The sequence below is a fragment of the Nocardia sp. NPDC127579 genome (assembly GCF_042672005.1).
Lineage (GTDB): Bacteria > Actinomycetota > Actinomycetes > Mycobacteriales > Mycobacteriaceae > Nocardia.
Genome location: NZ_JBHXVZ010000004.1, coordinates 361,026 through 373,443, shown reverse-complemented (window position 1 = coordinate 373,443; position 12,418 = coordinate 361,026). Strand labels below are relative to the sequence as shown.

Below are 12,418 nucleotides of genomic sequence, written 5' to 3'. Positions count from 1 at the left end.
CAGCACACGGTACTGGGTCACTCCTCGGGCAGTGGAATCAAATCCAGGTGCTCGGCGGTGGGTGCGGGGCCGCGGCCGGGCAGCACCGTCACTCTGTTCCCATGCGCGACCAGCCATTCACCGCACACGCAGCGCAGGTAGCGAACCGAACGGTGCGTGGACACCGTCATCGGGGAGGGCCAGAGGCAGGCTGGGCAGACGGGGGACATGGGTGCCTAGCCTGAGTAACCGTCGTCACTATTGCAACGATCGCCGCGGCGTGGCGTGGCGGCGACAACAGATCGGGCACCCGATGTGGCGGTCCCGAACCGCCTGCGGCCAGAATGGCTGTCGTGGGTGAGCTGCATATTTCGTTCGTCTGTACCGGCAACATCTGTCGTTCGCCGATGGCCGAGAAGATGTTCGCGCATCATCTGCGCCAGGCCGGGCTCGACGACCGCGTGCGGGTGAGCAGCGCGGGCACCGGGTCCTGGCACGTCGGCGACGAGGCCGACCCGCGCACCACTGCCACGCTGCGCCGGCACGGCTATCCCGTCGGGCACGCGGCCGCCGTACTCGGCCCCGATCATCTGTCGGCCGATCTGCTGGTCGCGCTGGACAGCACGCACGAGCGGGCACTCGCCCAGCTCGGTGTCCCGTCCGAGCGCCGCGCCCTGCTGCGCGGTTTCGATCCCGATGCCGACGGCCCCGACGTGCCCGACCCGTACTACGGCGACATCGCCGATTTCGAGCTGGTTCGCGATCAGATCGAAGCGGCCGTCGCGGGCCTGCTCGACTGGGTGCGCGACGAACTGCCCGGCGGCGCCCGCTGATGCGCAAACTCACCTTCCTGCTGCGGCCCAGCTGGGCCATCCTGGCCGTGATCGTGGTGGCCTTCGCCTACCTGTGTTTCACCGTGCTCGCGCCGTGGCAGCTCGGGAAGAACACCGCCACCGAGCATCGCAACCAGCTGATCGCCGATTCCGTGCGGGCCGACCCGGTCGATGTCACCACCTTGCTGAAGCAGGAAGGCGAACACACCGAATGGCGGCGGGTCACCGCCGAAGGCAGTTTCGTCCACGATTCGACCGTGCTGGTGCGGCTGCGGCATCTCGACGGTGCGCCCGCCTATGCCGTGCTCGCCACGTTCAAACTCACCGACGGCTACATCCTGCTGGTCGATCGGGGCATGATCGCCGGTCTCGACGGCTCGTCCACGCCGCCGCCGATTCCCGCCGCGCCGACCGGCCCGCAGCGGCTGGAGGGGCGGGTGCGCATGTCCGAGGGCGTGACGCCCGGCAAGGATCCGCTCACCGAAAGTGGTTTCCGCCAGGTGTATTCGATCGACACCACCCAGGAATCCATGGTCCTCGGCCAGCCCATCACCTCGATCCCGACCGGTGAACGCGGCGGCTACCTGCAACTCTCCACCGGCCAGCCGGGAGCCTTCACCCCCACTCCCCTGCCCCAGCTCGACGCGGGCCCCTACCTCTCCTACGGCCTGCAGTGGCTCGCATTCGGCATCATGGCTCCGCTGGGCCTGGGCTACTTCGTCTACGCCGAACTGCGTGAACGCCGCAAGGAACGTGCGTCATCGGCCGTCACACCGGAATCCACCCCGGACTCCCCGACAGCCCCCGAAGCCCGCATCGCCGATCGCTACGGTCGCTGACCCGCCGTTCAGCGGCGGAGCAGGGCGAAGGCCGCGGCGGTGAGAGTGGCTGCCAGCTGGATGGATTCGGAGAGCCTGATGGCGCGGCGGAGGTCGGGGACGCGCGGAGCCGGGCCGGAGCCGAGGGTGGGGCGCAGTTCGGTGCCGTAGCGGTATTGGGTGCGACCGCCGAGTTGGACGCCGAGCGCGCCGGCCATGGTGGATTCGGCCACCCCCGCATTGGGGCTGGGGTGTTTCGCGGCGTCGCGACGCCAGGCGCGCAGCGCGGTGGCGGGGCGGCCGCCGACCGTGGGGGCCAGGGCGGCGGTGAGCAGGCCCGCGAGGCGGGCCGGGAGCAGATTGGCGAGGTCGTCGGTGCGGGCGGCGGCCCAGCCGAAATTGCGATAGCGGTCGTTGCGGTAGCCGATCATGGCGTCGAGGGTGTTGACGGCGCGGTAGCCCAGCAGGCCGGGCACACCGGCGATCGCGCCCCAGACCAGCGGGGCGACGGAGGCGTCGGAGGTGTTCTCGGCGATGGACTCCAGTGCGGCCCGGGCCAACCCGTCCGCGTCCAGCACCGACGGGTCGCGGCCGCACAGGCTCGGCAGCAGTTCGCGCGCGCCCTCGAGGTCACCGGATTCGAGCCGGTCGGCCAGCGCGTGCCCGGTCCGGGCCAGACTGCGCCCACCCAGCACGGTCCACGTCGCCAGCGCGGTGGTCGCGACTCCACCGCGCCGCAGCGCGCACCCCAACCCGACCACGGCTCCGACCGCGACCACCTCGTGCAGCACGCCGCGCCCCTTGCGATCCGCGTAGGTCACCGACTCCAACGCGCTAGCCGCCGAGCCGAACCCGGCCACCGGATGCCACCGCCGCGGATCACCCAGCACCCGATCCAGCCCGAACCCGACCACCAGCCCGACCGCGGCCTCAGTTCCCGTACGCACCCGCCGAGGGTAACGAGCACCTCACCGCGGCCCACAACCGCACACCTCCCTTCGCCACCGCACAGCGACACCGGTCACGCCGCACACGCACTCGCACAGGTGCAGTCGCGAATTGCGCTGTGCCGTCGGTCGCGCCGGTGGCTCACCGCCCCCCTGCCGGGAATGCAGGCGACTGATGCAATCCGTTGACACACCTGGTGCAGCTCTTGAAGACCGACCGGTTGGTCGAGATCGAGGTGATCGCGGCCGCTCGATCGGCGGATGTCACACTCTGGGGCCAGGCTTCGTCATCTCGATGACCGCATCCGACCATTCGACCGAACGGCGAGGAACCAGTGAGCACCGAGGCATCGACTCCCGGACCGATCGACACCGCCCAGCTGGCGCGGCAGTTCGAGGAGCATCGCCCCTACCTGCGGCGACTGGCCTACAGCACGCTCGGCAGCCTGGCCGACGCCGATGACGTGGTCCAGGATGCGTGGCTGCGGCTGCATCGACAGCACGAGGCGGGCAAGACCGCCGAGATCGACAACCTGCGCGCCTGGCTGACCACCGTCACCGGCCGCCTCGCCCTGGACCAGCTCGGCTCGGCTCGCGCGCGCCGCGAGCAGTACGTGGGCGAATGGCTCCCCGAACCGGAGGTCACCACCTGGGACGACCCCGCCGACCGTGTCTCGCAGGACGAACGGGTCACCACCGCGCTGCTGGTGGTGCTGGAATCGCTGTCCCCCGCCGAGCGCACCGCGTTCGTGCTCCAGGACGTCTTCGGTATGAGCGGCCCGGAGGTCGCCGAGGTCGTGGGACGCACCCCCGCGGCGGTGCGCCAGCTGGCCTCACGCGCGCGCAAGCACGTGGAGAACGGCACCCCGCGTTTCCCCGCCTCCCCCGACGAACAGGAGAAGGTGGTGTCGGCGTTCGCGCTGGCCTGGCGTTCGGGCGACCTGAGCACCCTGCTCGGCGTGCTGGATTCGAAGGTCAGCCTCACCGCCGACGGCGGCGGCAAGGTGCCCGCCATCCGCAAACCGGTGCACGGTGCGGAACTGGTCGCGAAACTGCTGCTCGGCTGGTACAGCTCGCCGTCGGCGCAGGGCGCCTGGAGCCGCCCGGTGCTGGTCAACGGCAGTCTCGGGCTGCTCGTCTTCGACGGCACCCATGTCGGGGTCTTCTCGTTCACCGTGGACGCGGGCCAGATCGTGGCCATCGACGTGGTCCGCAACCCCGACAAGCTGCGCGACCTGCCCGCCGACGACGGCCCGACCCACTTCTGGCACAACGACTAGATCTCGAAACCCCCTGCCCCCCATCGAATTCGGGTTACCATCGGCGAGGCCCCGGCGGGACGGGCCGACGATCGCGGTGATTCGACAGGTAGCGGTGCGTTGTCTACCATCGCGGCGAATCATCTACCAACGATGGGGGTTTCATGCCTCAGCAGCAGCCGGTGCGTCGACCCGATGCACCGGAGCGGCCGTATCGACCTGCGTCGCAATCCGATACCGGGGCGCCGATCGAGGCCGCCTTCGTCTGCGACAGCACGACCGCCGTTCGGCTCAGCCGGGCCGCCGCACTGCTGGCCTGGCGTCTGCCGCTGCGCTGGGGCATCCTGCTGGTGCTGCCGGTCTTCCTGCTGACCCACGGCACCATCCAGCTGCTCGACGGCGCCTCCGACGCCGACCCCGCCGACCTGGTGGCGACCTGCTGTGCCGTGCTGGCCGTCGAACTGCTGGCATTCGGTGTGCTGACCGTCGTCCGCATGGTGCGCCCGAGCCCGAACATCAAGGCCTACAGCTATTCCGGGGCCCATATGGCGGCAAGCTTCACCCCCGAGGCGATGCGGCTGAACCTGGTCACCCAGCCGCTCACGCACGAGCACAGCGATATCAAGAAGGTCATCGCCACCGACGACGTGGTGTACCTGCACGCGGTCGGCGTGAACGGCTATGTCCTGCCGCGCGAGCTGGTCCCCGACGACGCGCTGTCGCTGCTGCAGCGTCCGCGCTACGTGTTCGCCGAAACCCACGCCTGATTCACGGCCCGAGCTCGAACTCCGGCTCCGAGGCGAAGTCCGCCAGCGCCAGCACACGATGCAGCGGGTGCACGCCTGCTTCGAGCCGGGTGGCTCGCCGGACCGCCGCGGCGGCCACCAGCGCCGTGGCCCGCGACTGGTTGTGCCCGCGCGCCCAGCGCGCCGGGCCCGTGTGCGGGCGTGCCAGCACCAGCCAACCGTCCGAGCCCGGAAAGTGCAGTCCGCGGGGCATTCTCGCGGCTCCCGGCACCCAGGTCAGCGCGGCCAGGCCCGCGGTGGCCAGGCGGGAGTCGACCGCGAAGTAGGTGCGCACCGGTACCCCGAGTTCGCGGGTGAGTGTGTGCTGGTCGGAGAAATCGGCCCGATACATTCGACGCCGCCCGTATCCGGGTAGCTCGAACACCGCGGGGCCACTGTAATTGCGCACCATCCCGTCGTCGGCGCGGAACCGATGCCCCAGCAGCCCGTAGGTCCAGGCGACGGCCGCCGCGCCGTGCTGTTCGCCCGCGCCGAGCAGCACCGCCAGATCGATCGGACCTGCGCCTGCCACCGCGACCGCCAGCAGACTGGTCAATCCCGGCGCCAGACCGGCATCCACGACCACCGGTCCTGACTGCTCCGTATTACACAGTCGTGCAATGTATTCCGTGCTGGCCGTGACATCGATGAACGCGGCGCCCGCCGCACCGGCCAGCGCGGCCAGCCGCGGATCCTCGGCCCCCGACGCATTGACAACGACGTCGACCTGCTCCAGCGCGCCCCGATAGGAATCCAGATCCCGCAGATCGACCACGCGATCGGCCCGCACCGGATCCCGCCCGGCCGCCACCACGCTGTCCCCCGCGGCACGCAACCGCTCGACCAGCGGCCGGCCGACCGCACCGTATCCGCCCAATACCAGTACCCGCATCACGCCACACCTTCCCCGCTCAGGCTCGACAGTACTCGCACGCACCAGCCTGCCCCGCGAGTTCTACACGCAGCGCTGACAACTCGGCCACGGTGACCGATTCGGCGCGATCCTGGTAACCGGCCATTATCCGCATCAGGCCACCGCGACCCGGGCCGGAGAGGTCCGCAACAGTGCGACCGTCAGTCCCGCACCCAGCCCGGCCAGTCCGGCGGCTACCGCGAAAGCGACGCTCAGGCCGGTTCGGTAGTCCGCGCCGACCAGGTCGGCGAGCAAGAGCAGAGCGGTGACGCCGAGCCCGGAGCCGACCCGCTGGGCCGTGTTCACGATGCCCGCCGCGATGCCGGCGTCGGCCTGTTCCACCGAGGTGACTGCCGGTGCGGTCACCCCGACGAAGGCCGCGGGCAGTCCGATGCCGAGCAGGATCGCGCCGGGCAGCACATCGATCAGGTAGGTCGCGTGTTCCGGCAGCCGCGCGAACCAGCCCATGGCCAGCGCTTGCAGCGTGAGTCCCGCCGCCAGCACCCGCCACGCGCCCGAGCGCGCCAGCAGCATCGGAATCAGCGTGCGGGAGATGACGATGTTCACCACCGCCACCGGCAGCACCGCCAGCCCGGATTCGGTCGCGGTGTAGTGCTGGGTGTTCTGCAGATACAGCGCGAGCAGCGCGAAGGTCGGCACATGCGCCGCGCCGACCAGCGCGTTCACCACGGCCGACCCGCTCACCTGCCGAATCCGGTACAGCCGCAACGGCATCAGCGGATGCGGGCTGCGCGCCTCCCAGAACACGAAGCCGCCGAGCAGGACCAGGCCGAGGACCAGCAGCGCCGCGGCCGCCGGCCGAATCGACGCCTCGCCGAGCGCACCGATGGCATATCCGAGGACCAGCAGCGCCGTCGTGCCGGTGATCGCGCCGGGCACGTCGAGCGCACCGGCGGTCCGGGTGCCGTCGGGCGGCAGCAACCGGACGAACGCCAGTGCCAGCACCCCGACCGGCAGATTGATCAGGAAGATCGACGACCACCCGAACAGATCGGTGAGCGGCCCGCCGATCGCCGTGCCCAGCGCCGCCCCGGCGGCGCCCATCGCACTCCACACCCCGAAGGCGCGATTGCGGGCTCCCGGCGTGGTGAACGCCGCGGTGAGCAGGGCGAGTTGCGCCGGAATCAGTACGGCCGCACCGATGCCCTGGATCGCCCGCGCGGCGATGAGCAGTGCGGCGCTCCCGGCGAATCCGGCCAGCGCGGACGCGACCGTGAACACCACCAGCCCGACGGTGAACATCCGCCGCGGCCCGAGTACGTCGGCGGCGCGCCCGGCGAGCAGCATGAACCCGCCGAAGGCCAGCAGGTAGGCGTTGGTCACCCAGCCCAGGCCCGATTCGCCGAGGCCGAGGTGGGCTCCGATGCTCGGGAGCGCCACGTTCAGGACGGTCGTGTCCAGGAAGACCACCAGTTCGATCACGGTGATCAGGAGCAGGATCAGCCGATCCCGCGCCCCGAATTCGCTGCTTGCGTCCATGGTTCCTCTTTCACTAGAGCGTTACTCTAGCGAGAGTTCCACTAGAGCACAGCTCTAGTCAAGTACTGTGAGCGGTATGACCGGACAAGGCGCACGCGCGGCGAAGACGACAGCCAATCGAGCCAAGATGCTGGCGGCGGCTCGAACCCTGTTCGCCGAGCGCGGTTACACGGCGACCACGATGAAGGCCATCGCCGAGGCTGCGGGCATGGCCGTGCAGACCCTCTACTTCACCTTCGCGACCAAGCGCGCCATCCTGTCCGAGCTGCTCGACACCGAGATCGCCGGCGACACCGAACCGGTCGCCACCATGGACCGCCCCTGGTTCGACGCGGCGCTCGCGGCCGCACCCGCCGACCAGATCCGGCTCCAGGTCGACGCCGCCGCAACGATTTTCGGCCGGGTCAGCCCGTTGCTGGAGGTGATCCGGTCGGCCGCGGCCACCGACCCGGAACTCGCCGAGCTCTGGCAGACCAACCTGACCCAGCGCCGCGCGGTGCAACTCCGCCTGGCCACGGCCCTGACCGAGAAGACCGCACTCCGCAATGGACTACCGGCCGAGCGCGCCGCCGATATCAGCCTCGCCGTCCTCGCCCCCGAGACCTACCACCTGCTGGTCCACGAACGCGGCTGGACCACCGCCGACTGGACCGCGTGGGCCGCCGACGCCCTGATCCGCCAACTCCTGCCCTGACGGACCCGACGCAGCCCAGGGCACCCACTCGGCCATCCTGCGACCATCGACACCGGAGGCGCCGAGTGCGCTCACCGTGGCCGGACCCGGCGGCGCAGCGCATCGAGTGCTCAGCCAGCCGAGTCGGACCATCGCGCCGCGGTCAGCCCGTGGGCAGCGGCGACTTCCGCGGACAACAACGTGCCCTCGGTCGCGGTCAACCCCGGCACCAGTTCGGGTTTGGCGGCGACGGCGGCTCGGAGGCCGAGGTCGGCGAGGGTACGGACATAGGGCAGGGTCGCGTTGGTCAGTGCGACTGTCGAGGTGTGAGGCACCGCGCCCGGCATATTCGCTACGCAGTAATACAGCGAATCGGCCACCCGGAAGGTGGGATTCGCGTGCGTGGTCGGATGTGAACCCTCGAAGCACCCGCCCTGATCGATGGCGATATCCACCAGCACCGAGTTCGGGCGCATAGTCGCGACCAATTCCCGGGACACCAATTTCGGCGCCCGCGCGCCCGGCACCAGCACCGAGCCGATCACCAGGTCCGCGGCCTGCACCGCCCGTTCGATTTCGGCGGCATTCGAGGCGACCGTGCCGATCCGCCCGTGGAATTGCGCATCCAGCGCCCGCAGTCGCGCGAGATCGGTATCGAGAACGGTGACCCGGGCGCCCATTCCTGCGGCCACCGTCGCCGCACTGGTTCCCGCCATGCCGCCGCCGAGCACCACCACCTGCGCCGAGCGCACCCCGGGAACCCCGCCGAGCAGGACACCGGCCCCGCCGAGCGGCGCCATCAGGTGGTAGGCCCCGACCTGCGCGCCCAGCTTGCCCGCGACCTCGCTCATCGGCGCCAGCAGCGGCAGTGAACCGTTCGGCAGGCGCACCGTCTCGTAGGCGATCGCGGAGACGCCCGAACCGAGGATCGCCTCGGTACAGTCCCGCGAGGCCGCCAAATGCAGGAAGGTGAAGAGCGTCTGCCCGGGCCGGAGCCGGGAATACTCCTGCGGCAGTGGTTCTTTCACCTTCAATACCAGCTCCGCCGCCCACACGGCGTCGGCATCGGGTGCGATGCGCGCCCCGGCGCGCACATACTCGGCGTCAGCGAAACCGGAGCCGATTCCAGCCCCGGTTTCGATCTGTATCTCGTGCCCGCCGCGCGCCAATTCGGCGACACCCGCCGGGGTCAGCGCCACCCGGAATTCCTGCTCCTTGACCTCCCGTGGAACCGCGATCCGCATATCGCCATCGTGGCCCAGCCGCGGCCTGTCGCGAGGACGGCGCGCAGGGGAATTTCGATCAGACCGCGATTTCGCGGCCCAGCGGCGGAATCCGCAATTGGGCGCTGCGCCCGGCGTATTCGAAGGTGCGCGCCAGGTATTCCAGGGTTTCGCTGAAATGCCCCCAGCCTTCGGCGTGCACCGGCACGATCACCGCGTCATCCAGGTGCTGGGCCGCCTGCACGGCGGTGCGCGCGTTCAGGGTGACATCGGTATCGCCGAACCGGCCCGGATTGGCCGCGCCGACGAACAGCACCGCGATATCGATCCGGCCGATCCGCGCGGCGATCTCGGCGACCAGGTCGACCGAGGCGTTGTCGCCGGAGACATACACCGTGGGCTCCCCCGGCGCCTGGAGGACGAATCCGGTCACCACACCCGCCAGCGCTTCGGCACCCTCGGGTCCGTGCAGCGCGGGCACGGCCGTCACGGTGACCGGGCCGAAGGTCGCGGTCTCCCAGTTCGCCATGCCACGCACGCCCTCGATGCGGGCCGCCGCGTCGGGTGTGGACAGCACGGTGTCGACCGAGGCGAGGAATTCTCGGCCGGAGGTGTCCAGGTTGTCCGCGTGCTGGTCGTGCGAGAGCAGCACGATGTCGACCGCGCCGACCTGGTCGGCGGCGACCGCGGGCCCGGTGAGCTTGTGCAGGGTGATCGGGCCCGGGTATTCGCCCGGCGCGTCGAAGGTGGGGTCGGTGAGCCAGGTCAGCCCGCCGTACCGGAAGCGCAGGGTGGGGCCGCCGATGTGCAGGGCCTGGAGGCTGGTGCGTGCGATCGTCTCGGTCATGGGAATGATCTTGCGCCGCCGCGGGATCGGCGAACAGTGGCCCGTGAGCCGCGTTTCGCTAATATCGGGCCATGCATAGCGTGGCCGTTCTCGCCTTCGAGGGCATCAGTCCATTCCATCTCTCCGTGCCGTCGCTGGTGTTCGGGCGGGTCGGTGCGGGCCGCGCTCCGGGCCGCGCCTACGACGTGCGGGTCTGCGCCGAGCAGCCCGGCACCCTCGGCACGCCCGCGGGTTTCGATATCCACGTCGGCCATGGCCTGTCCGCCTTCGAGACCGCCGATACGATCGTCATCCCGAGCTGGATCCGCGGCGCGGGCATCTCCCCCGAGTTGCGTACGGCCTTGTGCGGCGCGCACGCTCGCGGCGCCCGGATCGTGGGCCTGTGCCTCGGCGCGTGGGCGATAGCCGCCAGTGGTCTGGCCGACGGGCGCGAGATCACCACGCACTGGCACTCCGCCGACGAGTTGGCCCGTGCCTACCCGGCGATCCGCGTGCGTGCCGACGCGCTGTGGTCCGATCTCGGCGACATCATCACCTCGGCGGGTGTCGCCGCCGCCCTGGACTGCTGTCTGCATCTGGTGCGGCACGACCTCGGCAGCCGGGCCGCCACCGATCTGGCCCGCGCACTGGTCACCGCGCCGCACCGCAGCGGTTCACAGGCCCAGTACATCCCGGTCGCCGTGCCCGACGCCGCCGACGACGATCCGGTGGAGCACGCGATGGTCTGGGCCCGAACGCATCTCGGCGATCCGATCGATCTGGATCGCTGGGCCGGGGTGGCCCTGATGTCGCGGCGCACCTTCACCCGCCGCTTCCGCGACCGCACCGGCACCAGCCCACAGCAGTGGCTGCTGTCGCAGCGCGCCGACCGGGCCCGGCTGCTGCTGGAAACCACCGACGACACCATGGACCGGATCGCCGCCGAGACCGGGTTCGGCACCGCGGTGAGCCTGCGCCATCATTTCCACCGCATTCTCGGCACCAGCCCGGCCGCGCACCGGGCGCTGTTCCGCCGGGCCGCGGTGGCCTGAGCTCGCGGGTGAGTTAGGTTGCCCGAATGATGATCGAGATCGGCGGAGTGGCGCCGGAGATTGACCCGACCGCGTGGCTGGCGCCGAACGCGACCGTGATCGGGCGGGTGCGCCTGGCCGCCGAGGTGAGCATTTGGTACAGCGCCGTGCTGCGCGGCGATCTGGAGGACATCAGCGTCGGAGCCAGGACCAACATCCAGGACGGCTGCGTCCTGCACGCCGACCCGGGCATGCCGCTCACCGTCGGCGCGGGAGTTTCAGTGGGGCACAACGCGATTCTGCACGGCTGCACCGTCGGCGACGATGTGCTCGTCGGCATGGGCGCAACCGTGCTCAACGGCGCGGCGATCGGGGCGGGCAGTCTGATCGCGGCCAATGCCCTGATCCCGGAGGGTGCGCAGATTCCGCCGGGCTCGCTGGTGGCGGGCGTGCCGGGCAAGGTGCGCCGCGAGCTGACCGAGCCCGAGCTGGAGCGGATCCGGCTCAACTGCGCGGTATACCTGCACAACACGGCCGCGCACCGGGATGCGAAGAGCGTGTGAAGATTGCTGTGATACAGACCACACTGATCAAGCGTCCAGCAAGAACCGCTGATAACATTTTGCCTGCGTGCCCGGCGTCCCGGGGGCTTTGGCCGAGACGTTGAACCGTCGCCCGGGGACACGTCCGAGGCAGGCGTGTAGCAGCAGGAGGTATCACGGTGGCGCACGGGGAACTGATGCACCGGACAAAAGGACGCATCTCGGTTGCCGATATCGCGGCACAGCCCGGGGGGATCGAGGCGCTGCACCGGAGGGTGCACGAATTACGTTCCAGCGGTATAGATTTCGCGGCCAATGCGATCGAACAGGAGATGGCCGCGTTCGATCTACCACGCGGTTAGGGCACAGCGGGCGGTGCGGGTGAAATAATGAACATCCGCACCAGCACCGTCGCTGCGGCGCACCATCCGGCCAACCGACTGGAGCCCCATGCCCAACGTTCCGTCCATCCTGCAGCGCATCCTGGACAAACCCGTCGCCGACGGTGAGAAACTACTGGAAAGCGCGCTGTCGGCCTTCCTGGACTTCGGGATCAAACGCACCAGCATGGGCGAGGTCGCGCGCCGCGCCGGCATCAGTCCCGCCACCCTCTACCGCCGGTTCGAATCCAAGAACGATCTGGTCGAGGCGGTCAGCGTGCGCGAGGCACAGCGGTTCGTCGCCGAGATCGACAAGCGGGTACAGGGCATCGCGGGCGGGCCCGACGACCAACTGGTCGAGATCTTCGTCGCGTTCATCGGCGCCATCGCCGGTAACGCGCTGCTGCGCCGGCTGCTGGGCACCGAACCCGACCTGATCCTGCCCCGCCTCACCACAGAGGCCGGGCCCATCCTCGCCGTCGGCCGCACCTATCTGGCCGGCAAACTGCGCGAATTGCGCCCCGCCGACGGGGATTTCGACGCCGACCTGGTCGCCGAGGTGATGGCCCGGCTTGCCCACTCGCTCGCCTTGACCCCGGACGGCCTGATCCCGCTCGCCGATCCTGCCGCCGGACGCGAATTCGCCCGCCGCACACTGCTTCCGATGGTCGGTGTCCGTCTCACTGTCTGAGCCGTCCGGCCTGCTGGT

At 70.1% G+C, this 12,418-nt stretch carries 15 protein-coding genes; 9 read left to right on the top strand and 6 right to left on the bottom strand.

What is annotated here, in order from left to right; translation table 11 throughout:
• Window positions 1–17 precede the first annotated feature (17 nt).
• On the bottom strand, window positions 18–170 hold the full coding sequence (locus ACFVMC_RS17085; RefSeq protein ID WP_379211225.1) for a hypothetical protein: 153 nt from the start codon (window positions 168–170) through the stop codon (window positions 18–20).
• Window positions 171–323: 153 nt separating this feature from the next.
• Here ACFVMC_RS17085 and ACFVMC_RS17080 point away from each other — a divergent pair, with 153 nt between their 5' ends.
• Both ACFVMC_RS17080 and ACFVMC_RS17075 read left to right on the top strand, forming a co-directional pair.
• Window positions 324–812: a low molecular weight protein-tyrosine-phosphatase gene (locus ACFVMC_RS17080; RefSeq protein ID WP_379211224.1), complete on the top strand. Its 489-nt coding sequence runs from the start codon at window positions 324–326 to the stop codon at window positions 810–812.
• Window positions 812–1,651 carry an SURF1 family protein gene (locus ACFVMC_RS17075; protein ID WP_379211222.1) on the top strand — a complete coding sequence of 280 codons (840 nt, stop codon included), beginning with the start codon at window positions 812–814 and terminating at the stop codon, window positions 1,649–1,651. The genes ACFVMC_RS17080 and ACFVMC_RS17075 overlap by 1 nt, the downstream gene beginning before the upstream one ends.
• An 8-nt stretch (window positions 1,652–1,659) precedes the next feature.
• On the opposite strand, the gene ACFVMC_RS17070 is transcribed toward ACFVMC_RS17075, so the two are convergent.
• A complete protein-coding gene (locus ACFVMC_RS17070; RefSeq protein WP_379211220.1) occupies window positions 1,660–2,577 on the bottom strand; it encodes a cobalamin biosynthesis protein in 918 nt (305 codons plus the stop codon).
• A gap of 335 nt (window positions 2,578–2,912) precedes the next feature.
• Between ACFVMC_RS17070 and sigJ the strand changes: the two genes are divergently transcribed.
• Window positions 2,913–3,857: an RNA polymerase sigma factor SigJ gene (gene sigJ / locus ACFVMC_RS17065; protein ID WP_379211218.1), complete on the top strand. Its 945-nt coding sequence runs from the start codon at window positions 2,913–2,915 to the stop codon at window positions 3,855–3,857.
• Between the two features lie 143 nt (window positions 3,858–4,000).
• The gene (locus tag ACFVMC_RS17060; RefSeq protein WP_379211217.1) at window positions 4,001–4,603 is read left to right on the top strand and encodes a hypothetical protein; all 603 of its coding nucleotides are present in this window, start codon (window positions 4,001–4,003) and stop codon (window positions 4,601–4,603) included.
• 1 nt (window position 4,604) lies between these two features.
• Here the strand turns inward: ACFVMC_RS17060 and ACFVMC_RS17055 are convergent, their stop codons facing one another.
• Both ACFVMC_RS17055 and ACFVMC_RS17050 read right to left on the bottom strand, forming a co-directional pair.
• Window positions 4,605–5,513, bottom strand: a complete 909-nt coding sequence (locus tag ACFVMC_RS17055; protein WP_379211216.1) for an NAD-dependent epimerase/dehydratase family protein — start codon at window positions 5,511–5,513, stop codon at window positions 4,605–4,607.
• Between the two features lie 135 nt (window positions 5,514–5,648).
• Window positions 5,649–7,034 (bottom strand): MFS transporter, encoded by a 1,386-nt coding sequence (locus tag ACFVMC_RS17050; RefSeq protein ID WP_379211215.1) that lies wholly within the window; start codon window positions 7,032–7,034, stop codon window positions 5,649–5,651.
• A gap of 76 nt (window positions 7,035–7,110) precedes the next feature.
• Here ACFVMC_RS17050 and ACFVMC_RS17045 point away from each other — a divergent pair, with 76 nt between their 5' ends.
• The gene (locus ACFVMC_RS17045) at window positions 7,111–7,728 is read left to right on the top strand and encodes a TetR/AcrR family transcriptional regulator (RefSeq protein ID WP_379211214.1); all 618 of its coding nucleotides are present in this window, start codon (window positions 7,111–7,113) and stop codon (window positions 7,726–7,728) included.
• 110 nt (window positions 7,729–7,838) lie between these two features.
• Here the strand turns inward: ACFVMC_RS17045 and ald are convergent, their stop codons facing one another.
• Both ald and ACFVMC_RS17035 read right to left on the bottom strand, forming a co-directional pair.
• Window positions 7,839–8,951 carry an alanine dehydrogenase gene (gene ald / locus ACFVMC_RS17040; protein WP_379211212.1) on the bottom strand — a complete coding sequence of 371 codons (1,113 nt, stop codon included), beginning with the start codon at window positions 8,949–8,951 and terminating at the stop codon, window positions 7,839–7,841.
• A gap of 58 nt (window positions 8,952–9,009) precedes the next feature.
• Window positions 9,010–9,777 carry an MBL fold metallo-hydrolase gene (locus ACFVMC_RS17035; RefSeq protein ID WP_379211210.1) on the bottom strand — a complete coding sequence of 256 codons (768 nt, stop codon included), beginning with the start codon at window positions 9,775–9,777 and terminating at the stop codon, window positions 9,010–9,012.
• 71 nt (window positions 9,778–9,848) lie between these two features.
• On the opposite strand from ACFVMC_RS17035, the gene ACFVMC_RS17030 reads away from it, so the two are divergent.
• From ACFVMC_RS17030 to ACFVMC_RS17015, 4 genes are all read left to right on the top strand, one after another.
• A complete protein-coding gene (locus ACFVMC_RS17030; protein WP_379211208.1) occupies window positions 9,849–10,808 on the top strand; it encodes a GlxA family transcriptional regulator in 960 nt (319 codons plus the stop codon).
• 26 nt (window positions 10,809–10,834) lie between these two features.
• A complete protein-coding gene (locus ACFVMC_RS17025; protein WP_379211206.1) occupies window positions 10,835–11,350 on the top strand; it encodes a gamma carbonic anhydrase family protein in 516 nt (171 codons plus the stop codon).
• Window positions 11,351–11,508: 158 nt separating this feature from the next.
• Window positions 11,509–11,691, top strand: a complete 183-nt coding sequence (locus tag ACFVMC_RS17020) for a hypothetical protein (protein WP_379211205.1) — start codon at window positions 11,509–11,511, stop codon at window positions 11,689–11,691.
• Between the two features lie 88 nt (window positions 11,692–11,779).
• Window positions 11,780–12,400: a TetR/AcrR family transcriptional regulator gene (locus ACFVMC_RS17015; protein WP_379211203.1), complete on the top strand. Its 621-nt coding sequence runs from the start codon at window positions 11,780–11,782 to the stop codon at window positions 12,398–12,400.
• Window positions 12,401–12,418 lie beyond the last annotated feature (18 nt).